At 61.4% G+C, this 18,723-nt stretch carries 13 protein-coding genes; 2 read left to right on the forward strand and 11 right to left on the reverse strand.

What is annotated here, in order from left to right; translation table 11 throughout:
• Positions 1-2: 2 nt before the first annotated feature.
• From F8C90_RS05030 to F8C90_RS05040, 3 genes are all read right to left on the reverse strand, one after another.
• On the reverse strand, positions 3-638 hold the full coding sequence (locus F8C90_RS05030; RefSeq protein ID WP_158049366.1) for a 4Fe-4S dicluster domain-containing protein: 636 nt from the start codon (positions 636-638) through the stop codon (positions 3-5).
• Positions 635-3,682, reverse strand: a complete 3,048-nt coding sequence (locus F8C90_RS05035; RefSeq protein ID WP_158049367.1) for a molybdopterin-containing oxidoreductase family protein — start codon at positions 3,680-3,682, stop codon at positions 635-637. Before F8C90_RS05035 ends, F8C90_RS05030 begins: the two co-directional genes overlap by 4 nt.
• Positions 3,683-3,746: 64 nt before the next feature.
• The gene (locus F8C90_RS05040; protein WP_158049368.1) at positions 3,747-4,544 is read right to left on the reverse strand and encodes a hypothetical protein; all 798 of its coding nucleotides are present in this window, start codon (positions 4,542-4,544) and stop codon (positions 3,747-3,749) included.
• 209 nt (positions 4,545-4,753) lie between these two features.
• On the opposite strand from F8C90_RS05040, the gene F8C90_RS05045 reads away from it, so the two are divergent.
• Complete coding sequence (locus F8C90_RS05045) at positions 4,754-6,277, forward strand: helix-turn-helix transcriptional regulator (protein WP_170264552.1); 1,524 nt, start codon at positions 4,754-4,756, stop codon at positions 6,275-6,277.
• A 69-nt stretch (positions 6,278-6,346) separates the two neighbouring features.
• On the opposite strand, the gene F8C90_RS05050 is transcribed toward F8C90_RS05045, so the two are convergent.
• From F8C90_RS05050 to F8C90_RS05080, 7 genes are all read right to left on the reverse strand, one after another.
• On the reverse strand, positions 6,347-7,726 hold the full coding sequence (locus F8C90_RS05050) for an MFS transporter (protein ID WP_170264553.1): 1,380 nt from the start codon (positions 7,724-7,726) through the stop codon (positions 6,347-6,349).
• Between the two features lie 328 nt (positions 7,727-8,054).
• Positions 8,055-8,456: a pyridoxamine 5'-phosphate oxidase family protein gene (locus F8C90_RS05055; RefSeq protein ID WP_170264554.1), complete on the reverse strand. Its 402-nt coding sequence runs from the start codon at positions 8,454-8,456 to the stop codon at positions 8,055-8,057.
• 97 nt (positions 8,457-8,553) lie between these two features.
• The gene (locus F8C90_RS05060) at positions 8,554-10,053 is read right to left on the reverse strand and encodes a purine-cytosine permease family protein (protein WP_158049372.1); all 1,500 of its coding nucleotides are present in this window, start codon (positions 10,051-10,053) and stop codon (positions 8,554-8,556) included.
• 304 nt (positions 10,054-10,357) lie between these two features.
• Entirely contained in the window at positions 10,358-11,677 is a 1,320-nt protein-coding gene (locus tag F8C90_RS05065) for a GntP family permease (protein ID WP_158049373.1), read from the reverse strand.
• A gap of 206 nt (positions 11,678-11,883) precedes the next feature.
• The gene (locus tag F8C90_RS05070; RefSeq protein ID WP_158049374.1) at positions 11,884-12,627 is read right to left on the reverse strand and encodes a 4Fe-4S dicluster domain-containing protein; all 744 of its coding nucleotides are present in this window, start codon (positions 12,625-12,627) and stop codon (positions 11,884-11,886) included.
• Positions 12,628-12,631: 4 nt separating this feature from the next.
• Complete coding sequence (locus F8C90_RS05075) at positions 12,632-15,223, reverse strand: molybdopterin-containing oxidoreductase family protein (RefSeq protein ID WP_246155789.1); 2,592 nt, start codon at positions 15,221-15,223, stop codon at positions 12,632-12,634.
• 437 nt (positions 15,224-15,660) lie between these two features.
• Positions 15,661-16,590, reverse strand: coding sequence for a LysR family transcriptional regulator (locus tag F8C90_RS05080; RefSeq protein WP_158049376.1), 930 nt, complete (start codon positions 16,588-16,590; stop codon positions 15,661-15,663).
• Positions 16,591-16,877: 287 nt separating this feature from the next.
• Here F8C90_RS05080 and F8C90_RS05085 point away from each other — a divergent pair, with 287 nt between their 5' ends.
• On the forward strand, positions 16,878-17,414 hold the full coding sequence (locus tag F8C90_RS05085; RefSeq protein ID WP_158049377.1) for a gamma carbonic anhydrase family protein: 537 nt from the start codon (positions 16,878-16,880) through the stop codon (positions 17,412-17,414).
• Between the two features lie 302 nt (positions 17,415-17,716).
• On the opposite strand, the gene F8C90_RS05090 is transcribed toward F8C90_RS05085, so the two are convergent.
• Positions 17,717-18,700 carry a 2-hydroxyacid dehydrogenase gene (locus F8C90_RS05090; protein WP_158049378.1) on the reverse strand — a complete coding sequence of 328 codons (984 nt, stop codon included), beginning with the start codon at positions 18,698-18,700 and terminating at the stop codon, positions 17,717-17,719.
• Between the last annotated feature and the right edge of the window lie 23 nt (positions 18,701-18,723).

Here is an 18,723-nt window from a genome sequence, read left to right on the forward strand (position 1 = left end):
TCCTACGCCTCCTTCGCAAACCATGCCGGGTCGGCAGAATCGGAAGCCGGCGAGATCTCGTCAACGTCGTGCCAGGTCGCAATCTTCTTGGACAGGATGTAGCGCGTGGCCGGCTTGTTCCCGACGTCTTTCAGCGAATGCACCGAGGAAGCGTCCGCAGCGGCGATTGCCTTCGACACGTCGGATTCCGGATCGTCCAAATCACCGTAGAAGCGGGCGGATGCGCAGCAGCTCGCCACGCACGCGGGCTGCTCGCCCGCCGCCGTCAAGTGGCCGCACAGCGTGCACTTCTCGACGGCCTTCTCGGCGGCGTTCCACGAGCGCACACCGTAAGGGCAGGCCATCATGCAGTACTTGCAGCCAATGCACTTCTCCTTGTCGACGAGCACCTTGCCGTCGGCATCGCGATAGCTCGCGCCCGTCGGGCACACGTGCACGCACGGCGCATCCTCGCACTGCTGGCACTGGACCGGCAGCCAATACTGCTCCAGGTCGGGGAAGGTGCCGTGCGGGCCCACCTGGATGACGCGGTTCCAATATTCCCCGAGTGCTATGCCGTTCTCGTTCTTGCATGCCACTTCGCAGGCGTGGCAGCCGAAGCAACGGTCGAGGTCAACAACTAGACAATAGTGACTCATGACTGGTAAAACGCTCCTCCCGTAAAGTCAGTGGGCTCGGGCATCCAAGGCTCGAAGTCGGTCGGGTCGTACCACACGCCCTCGGGCTTTTGCGCCTTCTCGATCTTCACGTGGATGCCGCGCAGGGTGTAGGTGCCGAACTCGGGGTTGAAGTAGCCCGTGTTCTTGGTGAGCACGTTCATGTTCTCGGTGGTCCAGGACTTGCGGCCGTCCGAGCCGTCCTCCAGGAACTCGGGGTTCCAGAAGCGCTCCATGTAGACCGAGCCCTCCGCGATGCCCTTCGTCACGCGCGCCACGCCGTAGATGCCGTCCTTCACGATCGACTGGCCGTTCGCGGTGAGCTCCTCGCCCGGCGCGAACTCAGACGGGCCGTCGGCGGCGTTCTTGCTCTTGGCGAGCGTCGTCTTCTTGTCGACGCCCGTGGTGATGTCGCAGAACACGTCCTTGCCGTCGGTGCGCGGGGACTTCACGTTCACCCAATCGCCGTCCTTGATGCCGTACTTCTCGGCGTTCTCGGGGCTGATCCACAGCTCGGGCGCTGGGTAGAGCTCGCGCAGGTAGGGGTTGTTGCGCAGCGTTCCATGGTGGTAGTACGGGATGCGGCCCTCGGTGAGGCGCAGCGGGTACTCGTCGCCGAAGTCCGTCTGATCCTCGGGCTCGAAATAGTACGGCATGGGGTTGTAGTCCACTAAAGCCGCGGGCATCTCGAACTTCTCCTTGCCGTGGCGCCCGATGTAGAGCATGGTGTCGGCGTAGGGGCCGCACTTCTTCGGGTCGTCCTTGATATCGGAAGCGCAGGTGGAAAAGCCGGTGTAGGTGACCTTGCCGTCGTCTGCCGCTGCCGCAACGAGGTCGCCCTTCTTGCCGCCGGCGCCGCCGCCTGCGTTCACCTTGCAGTAGCCGTCATAGACCGTGCCGCCCCAGTACTCGTCGTCGGTCGCCCATTCCTCGGGGAACACGTCCATGGCCTGCTTCATCGTGGTGACGCTCGGATCGCCGCCCTGCTGGGCTACCCAATCCCAGTACTCGTTGATCGTCTTCCAGTACGCGGGAACCATGGGGCTTCCGATCTTCTCGGAGTCCATGCACGCCTCCATGTTGGCGTCGTAAAGATCGCTCGACGGGTCAGACATAGCCTCGGCGATCTTGCCCCACATCATGATCTCGTCGGCAGCCTCGAACAGGTTGGTCACCGGCTTGCGCATGAGGTTCACGTTCAGGCGGTTCTGGGCGAAGGCGTTCTCGAGCCACTCGCACACGGGGAAGACGATATCGGCCGCTTCGGTGGTGAAGGAGGTCGGGTACATGTAGCCGTGCACGATAAGGTCGAACTTCGGGAACGCGTCGACCCACGAGCTGGAATTGCCGAGCGCCGCCATCTTGTTGCCCGAGCGCTCGATCCAGACCTTGGGCTGGTAGGGCTCGCCGGTGAGAATGGCCGAGAGGATAGTCGGGATATGGCTGTGCATCCAGCCGCCCAGGCCTTTGTGCTCGGCGTAGCCCAAGCGCTCGAGGACCGCCTCGTCGTCCATGAACTTGTAGGCGGTCTCGCCGATGAAGCCCGAAGGGAAGATGGTCGACTCGGCGGAAGAGAGCCCCGAGGAGCCCTGCCCGCCCGTCTTGTTCGCGGGGCAGCCCGGATGCCACAGGTGCGCCGTCATGCAGTCGAGCGCCGCGGCGCCGATGGCGGCCTGCGCGGAACCCGGGTACATGTCGGTCGCCACGCCCAGCGAGATGCCGCCGTGGGGGCTTGAGCAGTAGATCTCGATCGCCTCGATGATCTTTTCCTTCTGGCAGCCGGTGATCTTCGCGACCGTGTCCAAATCGAAGGCCTCGCAACGGTCTTTGTAGGCCTGGAAAGCAGTCTTGCACGTGATGGTCGTGCCGTCCTTAAGCGTCACGTCCACGGTGCCGAACAGCTGCGGATGGTAGGTGCCGTCGTTGTCGGGGCCGAGCGCGAAGGCCTTGGTGACCTCGCCCTTCTCCGTGTCGAAGTACACATACCCCTCGTTTTCGGCGGTGACGTCGGAAAACACCTCGGAGGCGCGCAGAAGCTGGCCGTCCTTGGTGATGTCTTCTGCCACGGGCGGCAAGCTCACGTTGTCGCGCGGGTCGACGAGGAACGGCAGGTTCGTCCACTGCTCGCAGAAGTCCTCGTATCCGGGAATTTTCTCGTAGAGCTTGTTCTCGATGATGTAGTGCATCCAGCCGAGCATCATCGCCATGTCGGTGCCGGGCTTGATCGGCAGCCACACGTCGGCCTTGGAGGCATCGGCGTTGAAGCGCGGGTCGACAACGACGGTCTTGCACCCGTTCGCGCGCAGCTCAGCCACGCAACGGCCGGAAGTCGAGGGCGAATGCCACGCGGGGCCCGTGCCCCAGATGACGTAAGCCTCGGTGATGCCGCCGTAGCGCGCGGGCTTGTAGAGCTCCGAGCAGCCGGAGTCGGCGATAGACGTGTCGCCCAGGCCGTTCACGAGCGGCATGGTGTAGTTGCGCGGCAGATAGCACTGCGCGCAGCCGGGCTCGAACACGTTGCCCGCGCCCCAGAAGTTGCGGAAGCGCGGCGGGCTGAAGAACTGCGGGTTTCCGCCGCCGCCCGTAGACGTGAGCAGACCGTGCTTGCCGGTCTTGTCACGCATGTCAATGAGCGCCTGAGCGACGGTTTTCGCCGCCTCGTCCCAGGAAATGCGCTCCCATTTGTTGCCAGGCTTCTCGCCCACGCGCTTCATGGGATACTTGTTGCGGTTCGGATGGTACAGTGCCTGCACGCCGGATAAACCCTTCGGGCAGATGCGCCCCTTCGACATGGGGTCGATGGGATCGCCCTTCAGCTTGATGACGCGCCCGTTGCGCACCGTGGCGATAACGCCGCAGTTCGCGATGCACGCGCGGCACGAGGTGCGGACCTCTTGGACGTCATCGTCGGCCCAAGCCTTGTCGCTTTGCGTCAGATTGTGCGCCGAGCCCAAGCCCAGCGCCCCAACTGCTCCGGTTACGGCTGCCGCTTTCATAAACGAGCGGCGCGACATAGTCAAAGACACAGCTTTCCTCCTCCTTCTTACTCTTCCTTGCTCTTTCGTTTTCCGTGCTGATATCTAGAGAGCGCTAAGCTTGGGCCTTATGGGCCTCAAGCAGCGTTTTGCCTGCGTCGGTCGCGACCCAGGCCCCCCTCCAAACAAGCGCCCCGGCCTTGTCGAGCTTGTCGACATAGAAGTCGGGCGCGAGCTGGTGTGAATGAGCCACCACGTCGTGAGCGAACTCGGGGGTGGCGTCGAAGTATTCCTTGATTTGCGGGAAGGTGCGCGGAGTCTTGCAAAACTCGATAAGCGCCCAGAAGGTGTCCGCGCGGTGCGGGTCCTTCGCGAGCTGGGCCTCGATTCGGCGAGCCGGGGAAAGCAAATCGACCGCAGCCGCACCCGCTTCAGTCGTCTCGATGCGATACGTTGCGATGAGGTCGTCCTGCTCATCGAGGGATAAGGCATCGAGGGTCTCGGGGGAGATTTCCCCGCCCTTCCCGTCGAGCGGAATCTCGTCAAGTCCGCCCGCGCGCACAAGCATGCCGATAAGCTCGAACGGAGTTTGGATCACATGGCTATAGACTGCCTCGTCGCTTTTCGCGATGAAGTCCTCGACATCGGTGAACTCGCGGGGGACTTTGCAGAAGGCAAGCGTCTTGTACAGGATTTCGCGAAGCGAGTTCTGCGCGCCGACGCACGTGATGACGGCATCGAGCGCTTCCTCGTATGTGCGCTGCGCCTGCGCCGTGCAGCCCACTTCCGCCTCTATCGCGTTGCGCGAACTTTGACCGTTGCGGTTCTGCTCGACCGTGCCGCCCTTTTCCGCATACGCTTCAAAGCTCGACGGCGCATCGAATTTCGGGAAACGCTTCTCGCTGAGTTTCATTGGTCGACTCCCCCTCCATATCATCCTGCGGGCCCTCTCTCCCGCAGGCATCGAAGTTCATGGCGATCACTATAGAAACGCGGCGTTTTCCCTGCATAGACAATAGTTAACTATATGCATTCAATTCGATAGTCAGTCGTTGACTAGATAAGGCGCGACCATACGCGCTAGAATGAGCCCGTTCCAATAAGGCATTGGAGGGAATGCTTATGAAACAAGGGGATCGGCCTTTGGGAAAGGCCGAAAAGAAAGAGACGAGAAGCACCGAGGCCTCACGCGCCCACACGGCGCTCGCGTCGATCGACAGGCAGGCGCCGAGCCTTACCTACTTGGGTCTCGGGTGCTGGATCGCGTGGAACACCATCGGCTTCTCGGGCGCCTTTTGGCTCCACGACACGGATACGAGCATCCGCTCGGAAAACCTCATGGTGGTCCATCTGGCAGCCTGCGCCGTGACGCTTCTCCTCTTCGCACTCTTCTCGAAGCGCGCATCGAAGGTCGTGGCGAAGAACGCCTTCACCTACGCAGGCGCCGTCATAGCATGCGCGGGGACCATCCTCATCGTGATCACGCGCGAGGCGATTCTGCCTATCGAGGGCCTGTTCTTCCTCGGGTGCATCCTTTCGGGCGTCGGGACGACCACCCTGTTCATGCGCGCCGCAGCCCTTTTCGGCACGCTTGCCCCGCATCGCGCGCTCTACACCCTCGCCATGAGCGAACTTTTCTCCATCATGGTGTTCTTCGTGCTGAACGGCTGTCCGAACGAGGTGGCGAGCATCTGCTTCACACTGCTTCCGCTTCTCTCCGCGTTCTTCTTCAGCCTGCGCAGCCGCAACGTCCGCGGCGAGACGCAGGTGCTCAAAAACGAGGTCCCAATCCCCCGGAAATTCGCGGTTCTTCTCGTGTCGATTGGGCTATGCTCGGCTGCGCTCGAGCTCATCCGCTCCTACATCCTCATCGGCATGCCGCCGACCGCAAGCGTCTCAAGCACGGCAACAGCCCAGTTCGTCGAGATATTCATCATGTGCGGGATCGCGCTTGCTGTGCTGCTCGCGCGAGGAAGCCGCGACGATTTCGGAAAGCTCTACTCGGTTGCCTCAGGGGGGCTCACGCTGCTCATCGTCGTCGTCGCCCTGTTCTCCTTGAAATCAACCATCGTGTCGTCAACGGGCTGGATCATCTGCTCGTGCTACAACATGGTGGTCTGGGCGATGCTCTATTACTTGGTTTACCAGTGGAAAGCAAACGCCGTCCGTGTCGTCGCGTTGGGCAACGCCGCACTTAGCATCGGATCCATCGTCGCAGCAGCGCTTGCCATGACGTACCAAAGCGCTCATGTGGGCGACGATGTCATGAAGGTCATCATCACCTTCGTCGGCGTCGCCGTGCTCATCGACGTGCTCTTCGTCTTCTCGGAAAAGCAAATCAACAACCTGCTCCTTCCCGTGGATGAGACGACCGAAGAGGTCGAAGGCAGCGATCCGCACGCCCAAGAGATGGCGCAATGGACCCAAAAGTGCGACGCTGTCGCGAAACGCTGCCAACTTTCGGCGCGCGAAGCCGAAGTGATGGCTGCGCTCTCGCGCGGGCGAAGCGCCCAGGAAATCGCCGATCGCGAGGTGCTTTCCATCTACACCGTCCGTGCCCACACGCGCTCTATCTACGCGAAGCTCGACGTGCACTCGAAAAAGGAGCTCGTGGACCTCATCAGGGGCGAAGAGGTTTCGCAATAACGGGCAACCTTCCCTGCGCTGGCCAGGTGCGCGATGGCCGCCCCTTCCCTGCCGAAAACGGGGGACGCTCTACAAGTTCGCACCCCTGTTGCTGCGAGGAATCTTCGCAATGATGACGAGGAGGCAGCCGAGCGCAAGGAGTGCCGAGAACCCGAGCGCGGCATAGAATCCCATAAATTTGCCCGATAGAGGGAGACACCCGATGAGGAAGACCATGACCGCCGTCGCGAGGGATGCCGCGATCTGGCGCGACATGATCATCCCCGCCGAGCCGTGCGTCGTCAGCCCCGCCTTCCCCAAAGAACCCAAGCCCCATGACGTCGTGGTGGGAATAAGGGTCGTAAGGCCCACGCAGCGCAGCGTTTGACCTAACGCCATGAGCCACAGCGGGGCATCGCTTGGAACGATCGAGCACAGAAGGGCGCCCACGAGGAGGAAGCATCCTCCGAATATCGCAACCTTTCGCGCGCCGAAGCGATCGGTCGCCATGCCCGCACCGGGCTCGAACACAAGGGCCGCCAACGCTCCGGGGAGCAAAACGAGGCCCGCCTCGAAGGCGTTATGCCCGCCCACCTCGATGACGGTGAGCGGGATGATGAGCGTCATCCCCATGAAGCAACCATAGAGCAAACACTGCGCGACAATGCTCACGCGATATTCGCGAAACGTGAAGATCCGCAGGTCGAGGAGCGGTTCTGAGATTGTGTGCTGGCGCGTTACGAACAATGCGACGCACGCGATTCCCACAAGCGCCGGCGCCCACACGAGCGGCTCGGTAAGCCCCATGTTGGCAGCAGCCGTGAAACCAAGCAGCAGTCCACCGAAGCCGAAGGTGGAAAAGATAAGCGAGGTGACGTCGAGGTAGGCGGCAGCGTCTTTCACCTCGCGCTCCCGAACGACGGCAAGCGCGCAAACGATCAGCACGGCCGACGCGCACGCCAAGATGAGAAACATCGCGCGCCAGCTGAACGCCGTGCACAATGCACCGCCGACAACCGGGCCGATATTAGGCGCGAACCCTAGGGCGATGCCCGCAATACCCATCGCCGTCCCGTGGCGGTTCTCGGGAAAGCGCGTCATGGCGATCGTTTGCAGCAACGGCATGAGCACGCCGGTACCAAGCGCCTCGAGCACGCGGCCGATGATGAGCATCGGGAAGTTGACCGCGAGGCAGTCGCACAACGACCCGATGAGATAGAGACTGTACGAGTACAAGATAAGGGAGCGAACCGACAGTTTCCGCTGCAAATATGAAGCGAGAGGCACCGCCGCACCCATACAGAAGATGTAGATCGTCGCGAGCCATTGGCCCCAGCCGATTTCCGTCCCTAAATCGCTGAGAACGACATCTGCCATGGCATTGAGCGCCGTCTGCGTCATGCCCCCGAGGCCGGTGCCTACTACCACGATGGCGAACAACGCGTAAACGTAGCTTTTGCTCTGATTCATCTTCTGACAGCTTCCCATCTCCCGTTACCTGCGCCCACGCCTTGCAGGAAAGACGATCCCGAGACGAAAAGCGGCCGCAAACCATTTTGCGCACAAGGGAAGATAGTAGCGGAGCGCAAGCGCAGGGTATCCCCGTCATGTGCTGAAAATCGTTGCCGTGGCGAGAAGATATGCTCATACCAGAAGAATGAAGTCTCGGATAGAACGGCGGCTCGGAGCAGGCTTTTTCCCGTCCAAAGACGACTCGGCCCCAAGGTTTTCCGCCTTGGGGCCGAGAATGCGCACCCCCGGCAAAAGGAGGCGCGATGACTATGTCGAGAAAGCCGCGCTACGCGAGCTTCGCGCCGGCGTTGGGGCCGGGCAAGCAGGTGAAGAGCTCGTCAACATGCACGAGCACGCCGCCCTTTGCCGTGATAGGCGCACCCATCGCCGCAAAACAGCCGTCCACCCACGCCTTCAATTCCTCGAACTGCTCACCCTCGTTGATGTAGGTAGCCGTGCCGTGAATCTGGTAGGCGCCTTCGTCTCCCCAGAAGGTGATGGCGACCTTCTGATTCTCCTTCAGGTTCGCAAGCGTCTTGTTGAAGAACTGGTCGGAGATGTAGACCGTCTCGGCATCGATGACTTTCTTCATTCCCATCGGGTCGACGTTCGGCACGCCATCGGGGGTTGACGTTGCAAGCACGACATTCTTCATCTGATTGAACGCGTCCTGTACCTCTTTGGGCATAACCGCCATAGCATCCTTCTTTCTCGCGAGTCCGGCAGGGCGCGTACGGGTGCGCCCCGCAATCTATGGCCCTATGATACCTCCGAACGCCCCTTTGTTAAGCGACCTTTTCAAGCCGCGCTTTCTCGTTTTCGCGCACACGGGTCTTGAAAACGAGGCTCAAGACCAGGTAGAGCGCAACAGTCATGGGAGCGGTGGTGAGGAAGGGGACGGACACGATGCCTGCCGAATACAGGACCATGTTCACGACGCTCGTCACGGCAAGAGTGACCACGCCGCGCCAGTTGACGATCTCGACCGAAGCAAGCGGCACCCCACGGCTGCCAATCTTCAAAGGGCCGCGCACGATGTAGTAGTCCGTGATGAGCAGCATGCACCAAGAGATAGTGAGGATACTGCCGAAGCTCATGAAAGCATTCACCTGGTCTAAGATGTTTCCCAGGATGAAGGCGAGACCGATGGCGTTCGCGATGACGACGGCGACCGGCCAAGACAGCTTCACGCCGAAAAGCGAATCGAACAGGTTCGTCACCGCGTTTGCACCGCCGATGGAGTTGGAAGTCTCGACCTTCATCTGCGAGAGGCAGATGATGGCAAGCCCGACGCCTCCCGCCGCGAGCACAAGCGAGATGCCGGGATTGGTGATCGCCGCATGCGCAGCGCCCGTCGCGTCGTAGCCCTGCGCGCTGAAGTACTCGACGGCTTGCGAGAATCCGAAGTACGTGATGAGCGCACCGAAGAGGTAGGTAATCACGGCGAACAGGCTCCCCACGCCAGCGATGGGCACAAGGTCGCTCTCCTTGCGCGCATAGCGCGTGAAGTCGGCGGCGAACAGCGCAAGCAGGCCGCTCGTCATGATGGCGTAGTTCACACCGTAGGCGAAGCCCTGCCCCACTTCAACACCGGGAATCATCACACCATGAGTGAGGGCGTCCCCCATCTGGCCGTTCGCGGCAATCAGGTACACGACGTACCCCATCACGCAGAACAGTGCAACCACAAACGCCGCGTTCATGCGCGCGATCACCTTCGTACCGAAGAGCGCCATGAAGATCCATACACACGAGATGCCGACGAAGAGCGCCCAGCGCTCCCAGGTCGCATCCCATCCGAAAGCATAGAGAATGGCGTTGCCGAGCTGCACCGTACCAACTGCAAGCACACCGACGAGCAAGAAGATCCAGATGAGCGAGCCGACCGCGGAACCTTTGGTGCCGAAGATATAGAGACGGGAGGCCACGTTGTTGGGCAGTCCCTCGCGGAAGGTGATCTTGCCCACGAGGTAGGTGAGGACAAACGACAGGGCGAACGTGATAGCCATCGCCACACCGCCGAGCTGACAGCCCGCGTAGAAGGCAACGATGCCGCCGCCCATGAGCTTGGAGAGCGAGGAGACGACCCCTGAGAGGATAGCCGCGATGTCGGGCCAAGCCAGGCGCGCCGAATCGGGCACACGCTCGAACAGGGATTCCTTCGCACCCGATGAGCCTGTCCCGCCGGCAGACGCGCTGCTCGGCGCCCTGCCCTTAGCCGGAGCTGCCACTTCGACAGGTGTTTTTCCCTTCACAGCCGAAGCTGCACATTCCCCTTTGTTCATGTTTCCCCTTTTCCTTGCAGTCTGAATCATCAAGCGATGCGAAGATGAGCCGAACATCTCAGGGAAGAGGGCTGCCGAGCGGTCCCTTGTCGAGCGAGGGAAAAGGAACCTGATTTGGAGGGACAGCCGTTTGCGGGGGGATAGAAGAGCTGTTTTGTGGAGGGAACAGCCCTCTTCCCTGAGAGATGGGCGCCCAAGACGGGCACCCATCGTCGAACGAGATCCCGCCATCCGCCCGCCTGCGAATAGAAGGATGGGAAGCGGTCGCATGCGCGTGGCCGCGACCGCTAAGAGCAACTTCGCACTACGCGACGCCCAGGTTCGCGAGCACGATCATGACGATCAGCGCGCACAGGCCGGCGCCGATGGAGATGGCGGCGATGTGCTTGTAGGAGTTGCCGTGGTTCAAGCCCATGGCAGCCAGCATGCCGAACATCGCGCCGGAGTTCGGAAGTGCGCCGCCGATGGTCGCAGCCGTCGCGATAATCTTCGCGAGCGCAGCCGGATCGCAGCCGGTGGCCAGGTAAGGCTCGAGGAAGTTCTGAGCGATGATGCCCACAGCGCCCGAGCCGGAGCCCATAACGCCGCCAAGAACGGCAGCCATGGTGGCGGCGGACACGTAGGTGCCGCCAGGCATGTTGAAGATGGCCTCGTAGATGACGGTGAAGCCGACGGATGCCGCGGCAACCGTGCCGACGCCGACGGCGGCAGAGGTGAACAGCGCGGGGCCGAGAGCGTTCTTCGCGCCGTTGCCCATGGTGTCGCGTTGGCTCGGGATGTACTTGTTGAACACGATCATGGAGACCACGACGGCAACGATCATGCCGATGTAGACCACGTTCGCCACGCCGAGCTGCGAGCCCGCGATGATGATGACGATCAGCAGGATGAGCGGCAGCAAGGACATGAACAGGCTCGGAGTCTCCTTCTGCTCGGCAGCCTCGGAGTCGGCAGCGGTAATCTCGTAGGTCTCGCCCTTGGCCTGAGCGCGCTTCAAAGCGAACTTAATGTAGATGCAGGAAACAACGATCGCGATGATGGAGCCGACGATGCCAAGTATGGGAGCCGCGGTCATGGAGACGCCGCAGCCGTTAGCAGCATTGATCCACGCGATGGCGGGAACGCCCGGGATCATGGCCATCGTGAACGAGCAGGCGGCCAGGGACCATGCAGCGCAGAACAGATGCCAGGGAATGTTGCATTCCTTGAAGATCGGGCGAGCAAGCGGGATGAGGGCGAACATCGCCACGAACATCGAGATGCCGGCATAGGTGAGAATCGCGCCGACAGCGGCAATCGCCAGAAGAACCAGGTACGGGCTCTTCGTGCCGACCTTGCCCACGATTGCCTGCGCGATGGACTTCGCAGCACCCGACTTGTCGATGTACTCGCCCAGAATGGCCGCGCCCACGAAGATGAGCAGGTTCTTCTGAACGAAGCTTGCGAGGCCCGTCACATACGACGACTTCGCGCCGAGCATCGCATCAGCGATGCCCATGCCGTTCGTAACCGCGATGATGACGGCAGTCACAACAGAGGTGATAAGAACATTCCAGCCTTTCAAGGCTGCAATGACGAAGAAGACGAGACCGACGATGATGCCGATAACTCCAATCCACTCCATGTTGCTTTCCCCTTTCGTAAAGCAGGTTGATTATCTGCAATGCCGCTGCAGTCAAGCCCGACCGATGGCGGCGGCAAGGCTCAAACGCAGCGACGTGCATTCGAGAATGCCCGCCCGAGTCCCCTTGATCGATCGGGCGGAATATCGCGAACGACTTAAAGCCCTCCCGCAGGCCGGAGGTTCCCGGCCTGCGGGAGGTCGGGCGCTTACGCCATGTCGTTGCGGGTGGCGCGCATGAGCTCGACGACGGAGTCGTGCTTCATCTGGAGCTCGTTGCGGCGGATGGTGCCCTCGTCGAAGGTCGTGAGATCCTCGGGGCTTTCGAACATCGTGCCCAAATCACCGCGCTGTTGATTCAGGCGGATAGCCTCATCGGCGTCGTACGGGATGAGCGGGGTCTTCTCGCGCGGGTTCCAGATGATGAAGGAGGGCTTGGTCGCATCGGGAGAGGGCATGCCCTCGCAGTAGCGCACGTCGCCGTACTTTTCCACGAGCTCGTCGATCGGGCCGAAGTCGAAAGCGCGCAGCGGACAGCTCTGGGTGCAGGCGGGCTGCTTGCCATCGGCCAAGCGGTCAATGCACATATCGCACTTGCTCATCTTGCAGGTGGGCTCGTCGGTCGCGAAGCGCGGCGCGCCGTAGGGGCACGCGTCGTAGCACTTGCGGCAACCGGTGCATTTGTCCTGGTCAACCAAGACCGCGCCGAATTCATCCTCTTTGTAGAGGGCACCGGACTCGCACACCTTCACGCATGCCGGGTCCTCGCAGTGCGCGCACGGGAACGCGAGCGAATGCAGGCGGATGTTGGGGAACGTTCCCTCTTCCCATTCGTACACCGTCATGTACTTCTCGGCACCCGGCTCGATGCCGTGCCAATCCTTGCAAGCGATGCTGCACGCCTGGCAGGCGTAGCATCGGTTCATATCGAACATGAAACCATACTGGGTCATCGTCTTATTCCTTCCCCTCACCGAGCGAGCGGCGATAATTCAGTGCCACGCTTGCGCCGCGCATGCCGCCGCGCTCAGCCTCGTTGCCGAAACCTTCGGCGTCGCCATCGCGAAGCTTCTCGACTTCCACCAGGCCCGCAGTGATGAGCGCGCCCAGGATGTGGGGCAGATGCCCGTCGTCAAGCAGGATGTTCGGGGTGCCGCGAAGGTCTTCGCCGAACGTGTTGCATTCGGCCGGCGTGCCGTCGGTCTGGAACCACGCGCCGTGGTGCACGGCCGCGGTGCCGGGCATCATGCGGTTCGTGACGTAGGCCGTGAGCTCCACCTCGCCGCGGTCGCTGTAGACACGGCAGATGTCGCCGTCCTTGATGCCGCGCGCCTGCGCGTCGACGCCGGAGATCCACACCGCGTGGCGATAGCAGTCCTCGCGCATGAACGGGTTGTTGTCGTTGCTGGAATGCTGGCGGTAAATCGAAACCGGGGACACCATCGACAGCGGGTACTTCTTGACCTTCGGGTTGTAGAAGCCGTCGTTGGAAGCGGATCCGATGTCGCCTTCGACATAGCTCGGGCTCCACACGGGCATCGGCTCGATCTGGCCGCGCCAACGGGACTCGGTCATGTCGTGGGTCTTCACGTAGTTCGACGAGAACTCGATCTTGCCGCTCGGGGTCTCGAACGGGCTCTCACCGCGCTCGATCCTGGTCCTGAACGGGTAGTACGGCGAGTCGATTTCGGTGCGGATGACCGGATGCGCGTTGAACTCTTCCCAGGTCGGACGCTTCTCGTAGCCGAGATAGGCCATAATCGTCTCGTTGTTCGCCCAGTTCTCGAAGGCCTCCTTGTACACGGCCTCCTGAGCGTCCACCCAGTGATCGACGTCGACGTCGAGCATGCGAGGATTGTACTTGTCGGCCACGCCGAGGCGCTTGGCGATTTCGGTCCAGACCCATTCCTTCGAGCGCACCTCGCCCGGGAAGTCCAGGCCGCGACCGCAGAAGGTGAAGTAGTTACGCATGCCGTTCGGGCCGGACACGAAGCGCTGATGGCCGTACATGTACTCGTCCATGCCCTCGAGCTGCCAAATCGGCGCCGGCAGGATGATGTCGCAGAGTTCGGCGGTGGGCTGGTTCAGATGCCACTGGAAACCCCAGTTGAACTCGGTAGACGCCATACCGGCGAAACGCTTGTTCACATTGGAGTGGTTGTTGCCGTAGTTGTTCTCGAAGATGATCATCTGGATGTTCGGCAGCGGAGAATCGTTGGTCGGAGAACCGATGCGATGACGAAACTCGGACTCGCTCATGCGGCCTTCCCAGTAATCCTTCTGGCAAGCGAGGATCTCGGTGAGGCAGTTGTTGTTGAACAGCACGGGCGGCTTGTAGTTGCCCGGATCGCGATGCCAGTCGGCACGCGGGGCGGGAACACGGCCCGGGGTGGGCAGGCAGGCGCCCGTCTCGCACCCACCGGGGCAGGCGATGTTACCGGTCATGGACTGAAGCAGCATCGACGCGATGGCGGAGTAATCTCCCATGTGACGCTTCGCGCACGAGTAGAAGTACTGCAGGTGAACCGGCTTCGTGGTGCCGTAGAGGCGCGCGAACTCGCGGATGGTCTCGGCAGGAACGGCGCAGATGGGAGCAGCCCATTCCGGCGTCTTCTTGATGCCGTCTTCGCCTTCGCCCATGACGTAGGCGCGCCATTCCTCGAAGCCCGCCTTGTCGACCCACTCGTCGACGAACTTATGGTCGATGAGGTCCTCTTCGTAGAGCACCTGCGCGATGGCGAGCATCATGGCGAGGTCAGTGCCGGGGCGGATGGGAATCCACTGATCAGCGAGGATTTCCGCGGACTGCGTGTAGCGCGGGTCGATGACGATGGTCTTGCAGCCGTATTCGTGCGCGAGCTGCATGTAGTACGACGTCGGACCGAACCATGCGACGACCGGGTCCATGCCCCACATGATGAAGAGCTTGGAGTTGAAGATGTCGGAAGCCTCGAATCCCGGGGATGCGTCGGAGCGGCCGCTCGCGACCTTCGTGAGGTCCACGCCGAGGTGCAGCATCTCGCCAGCGGCATGGCCGGAGGTGGAGTGCTCGCCCCACGCGCCGAAGCCCGCTTCCCACCATGCCGCCAGGGGGAAGCCGTTCTTCTCGAACGACGGGTACTGCGAATGGAAGATGCCGTAGGGGCCGTACTTGGCCTTGATCTCCTTCATCTTATCGGCGATGGTGTCGAGAGCCTCTTCCCAGGAAATCTGCACGAAGTAGCCCTTGCCGGGGCCCTTTTCGCCCACGCGCTTCATCGGGTGCAGAAGACGCGTCTCAGCCTCGATTTCCTTCTTCCAGGAATGACCCATGGCGCACGGACGCATCTGGACGTTGCCCTTCCAGATGTTCTCCCAGCCGCAATCCTCGCGGCTGTCGTTGGCGTTGACCGAGTCGTCCGGTTCAATGGCGATGAGCTTGTTGTCCTTCACGTGGCACTTCAGCACGCATGCCGAGTCCCAGCAGCCGTTTGCCGGGCAGGAAGTGTAGAAGATGCGCTCCCCCTCGCGCTTAGCGCGGCTGGCATCGATGATTCCTTGCTTGTCCACCGACTCCTCCTTTTGTTGCTTGGAGCCGCGCAGTCGGGCAGTCGGGTATGCAGTTCGCATTGGTGCGGCGAGCTTGCGCGACCCCTCCCGTTGCGCAGCCATTCGATACGCCCTCGTCTTATAAGCCGTCGGCCAATTGAAACGGGCCCTGCCAACGGCTTGTATTCGGCGTTGAATGGAAGGATAGGGAGCGCAAACAGCGCTGAAAAGAGGTTTCGAGGATTTCGCTGTCGGAGTCGCTTACCGCTGCCGTAAAGGTTTTCTTGCATGGAAAGAACCGTTTACGGCGGTCGAAAAGCGTGCTTTGCAGCGAGAAAAAGTTAACTTCAGTAATTTAAGTGTGCGACTATAAAGATAATGCTCCCGATTGGGAGCATTATCAGATCGAGCCATCATGCAGATAAGAGGAGCGGAGCAACGCGGCGACGCATCATCCCCTACTGTTTGTCGTCGGAGCAGAAATACCCATCGGGGATGTTGTTGCGAACGAAGTCCATGAACTCGAGCGCAAGCGGCGAGATGGCGCGCTCGGCGTTCCAGGCAAGATCGATGGGATAGCGCATGGGGTCAGTGTCCACTTCGAACCAGATGATGTTCGGGTCGTTGCGATAGCGCCGCGCGATGCAGCGGGGGACCGACGTCCACCCCAAACCTGCGCGGGCCCCGTTCATCATGGCCTCGTGGGTGTCGAACCGGGCAACCATGTTGTGGTCGCGAAGCGAGATGCCGTAACGGTCGCGGAAGTGGCGGTTGCCCACCATATGGCGCCCCGAGTGCCATTCGTAGATGATCATGGGCCATTCGAGCAGCGTCTTGATCTTCACCGGTTGGGGCGTCGAATTGTACGGCGGCTTGTCGGGCGCGCAGAAGAGCAGCTGGGAGTACCCGAGCGTCTCCGTCGCGATCCCCTCCTCGACCGATTCGTTTTCCAGGATCGCGAAGTTGATGTCGCCGTCCTTGAGCTTCTTCAGCAGCCCAGGTTCGTAGCCCGCTTCCAGATGGACGAGCGCATCGGGGTGCAGGTCGTGGAACTTCTTCACGAGCGCCGGCAAAAGCGTAACGCCGTCGGCGAAGCTCATCCCGACCTCGATCGTCGAGTCGAAGTTCTCGTCGACCGCCGCGAGCTCTGCGGCGAGCAGGCTTTCGAGCGACGTCATCTTCCGCGCGAATTTCGTAACAATAACCCCGGCGGGCGTTGGCACCACGCCGGTCGACGTGCGCTCGTAGAGCTTCATCCCGAAGCGCGCCTCGATGTTCGCGATTTTTTGGGACAGTCCGGGGCGGGACATGTAAAGCCGCTCCGCCGCCTGCGACAAGCTTTTCGTCTCCGAAACGGTCACAAGCACTTCGATATCATCAAGCTGCATGACTCCCCCTTCATCATCTCAGCAACTATCAAAGCATCGTCGTAAGCCCGACTTGACAGCCGAATCGCGCCTTTCTGGCAAATCCCCCTTTGCCGTAAAGAGGAGTTTACGACCCTCCTATACGCTTTTACAGCGAAACCCGCAAAGCGACAGGGTATCTTCGCGCGATTCCACGAAGACGACAACCTATGAGCGCGATGGGGCACGCTTCTTCGATTGCGTATAATGAAAAGCATAGCACCCCCCCCCGAACATCAAGTTCGGCGCCTCAGAGAAAGCGTTCGACCATGGACTACCGCGCAGGACTGAACATCGATTCCAAGGCGCATATCGCGAAAAACGCAACCGTCATCGGCGACGTGACGATCGGACCCGACGTCACTGTGCTCGAAGGCGCGACGATCCGCGGCGATTTTGGCGGAAGCATCGAGATTGGAGCCGGCGCGAATATCCAGGAGAACTGTTGCGTCCACGTGAACACCGGAGAAGTAACGCGTATCGGCGAGAACGCGACGGTCGGCCACGGCGCCATCGTCCACGGCTGCGAAATCGGCGACGGATCGCTCATCGGGATGGGGGCCATCGTCATCGACCGCGCCAAAGTGGGCAAGCGATGCCTCGTGGGCGCGGGCTCGCTCGTGACGGGCACGGCCGACATCCCCGACGGGTGGATGGCGTTCGGCTCGCCCGCGAAGCCCATCCGTCCTCTTCGCGACGACGAACTGGCCAGCCTCGTCGATGCCGCCGAGGAATACCGCGAGATCGGGCGCGACATGGAAAGCCAGGGACTTCTTCTGCCCGGAAGCGAGTACAGCCCCATCTAGGTCGCGCTCGCAGAGGGCGACCGCGCAAGAACGCCAAGCGTCCCCCCCTCACGCGAGTTCGAGAGAGGAAACGGGGTCTCCAGGGACAAAAAGACGCGATATGCGAGTCCTAATCGTCAAGTTGGAGACTTGAAGCTGGCGACTTTCAACAAAACCCCAGGTCGCGAAAACCGGCCAGCAGGCTAAACCTTGCGATTCGCGATCTCGGGCTCGCATATCGCATCTTTTTGTCCACGACTTCCCGATTCCGCTGCAATTCGCAAGAGTCAACCCCAATAATGATCAGGAAAAGCCGAGGGGGGCTAGCACACGCGATTGACGAGCTCTTCCCCCGCCGCAAGGCGCGCGGTGTTCTCCCAAATGCCCCGATGGGCACGGTAGAACATGCCTTCCGCGACGCCGCCCACGTGCGGCGAAAACACCACGCGCCTCGACGCAACGGCAGAAAGGTTCACGAGAGGATTATCGCAGGTCACGGGCTCTGGCGAGAGCGTGTCGAGACCCGCCGCGGCGATGTTGCCCGCTTCGAGCGCCGCCGCGAGCGCCTCCTGGTCCACGATATCGCCGCGCGCCGTGTTGATGAGCACACCGTCAGGACGCATCTTGGAGAGAAACGCTTCGTCCACCATGCCGCGTGTCTCGTCGGTCACGGGAACGTGCAGGCTCACGATGTCGCAGGTGGCAAGCAGGTCGTCAAGGCTTGCGAAGCGAACACCCAGCTCGTTCTCGAGGCCCTTGTCGAGCGGATGGTGCTTGTTGTAGAGCATCTTGCAGCCCCAGGGACGAAGGTAGCGAGCAGTCGCCTGGCCGATCGCGCCGAAGCCCACGAAACCGACCGTACAATCCCCCAGCTCGCGAAAGCCCTCCACCATCATGCGTTCCTTGAGGGCGATCTGGCGACCCTCGCGAACTGCTCTGTCGCCTTCGAGCGCACGCCTTAAGCACATGAGCATGAGCATGACAGCCTGCTCGGCGACGGTCCCCGCGTTCACGCCCGCGCAATTGCACACGGCAATGCCCCGAGCGCGCGCCGCCTCCACATCAATCGCGTTGAACGCCACGCCCTCGGAATGAATGAGCTTGAGATTCGGCATTGCCGCGATGAGCTGCGCGTCTATCGGGCTTATGGCGTCGGCGACGACAACGGAGGCATCGGGCGCGAGAGCGAGCAGCTCATCGTTCGCGACGCCTCGCTCGGCGCACACGAGATCCACGTCGCGCGTAATCGGCAGGTCAGGCAGATACTTGCGCGTGCGCGCCTCGCTCCCAACGGTCAGAACCAACATGTAAGTCCCCTTTCGAGTCTTGC

Origin of the sequence: Ellagibacter isourolithinifaciens, from assembly GCF_008831035.1 — a bacterium.
In the GTDB taxonomy this organism is placed as follows: Bacteria; Actinomycetota; Coriobacteriia; order Coriobacteriales; family Eggerthellaceae; genus Ellagibacter; species Ellagibacter isourolithinifaciens.

What these genes read in the sequence shown, in the direction of transcription:
- F8C90_RS05030 (WP_158049366.1), bottom strand. Translation starts at nt 638, where the DNA reads ATGAGTCACTATTGTCTAGTTGTTGACCTCGACCGTTGCTTCGGCTGC.
- F8C90_RS05040 (WP_158049368.1), bottom strand. Translation starts at nt 4,544, where the DNA reads ATGAAACTCAGCGAGAAGCGTTTCCCGAAATTCGATGCGCCGTCGAGC.
- F8C90_RS05045 (WP_170264552.1), top strand. Translation starts at nt 4,754, where the DNA reads ATGAAACAAGGGGATCGGCCTTTGGGAAAGGCCGAAAAGAAAGAGACG.
- F8C90_RS05050 (WP_170264553.1), bottom strand. Translation starts at nt 7,726, where the DNA reads ATGAATCAGAGCAAAAGCTACGTTTACGCGTTGTTCGCCATCGTGGTA.
- F8C90_RS05055 (WP_170264554.1), bottom strand. Translation starts at nt 8,456, where the DNA reads ATGCCCAAAGAGGTACAGGACGCGTTCAATCAGATGAAGAATGTCGTG.
- F8C90_RS05060 (WP_158049372.1), bottom strand. Translation starts at nt 10,053, where the DNA reads ATGAACAAAGGGGAATGTGCAGCTTCGGCTGTGAAGGGAAAAACACCT.
- F8C90_RS05065 (WP_158049373.1), bottom strand. Translation starts at nt 11,677, where the DNA reads ATGGAGTGGATTGGAGTTATCGGCATCATCGTCGGTCTCGTCTTCTTC.
- F8C90_RS05070 (WP_158049374.1), bottom strand. Translation starts at nt 12,627, where the DNA reads ATGACCCAGTATGGTTTCATGTTCGATATGAACCGATGCTACGCCTGC.
- F8C90_RS05080 (WP_158049376.1), bottom strand. Translation starts at nt 16,590, where the DNA reads ATGCAGCTTGATGATATCGAAGTGCTTGTGACCGTTTCGGAGACGAAA.
- F8C90_RS05085 (WP_158049377.1), top strand. Translation starts at nt 16,878, where the DNA reads ATGGACTACCGCGCAGGACTGAACATCGATTCCAAGGCGCATATCGCG.
- F8C90_RS05090 (WP_158049378.1), bottom strand. Translation starts at nt 18,700, where the DNA reads ATGTTGGTTCTGACCGTTGGGAGCGAGGCGCGCACGCGCAAGTATCTG.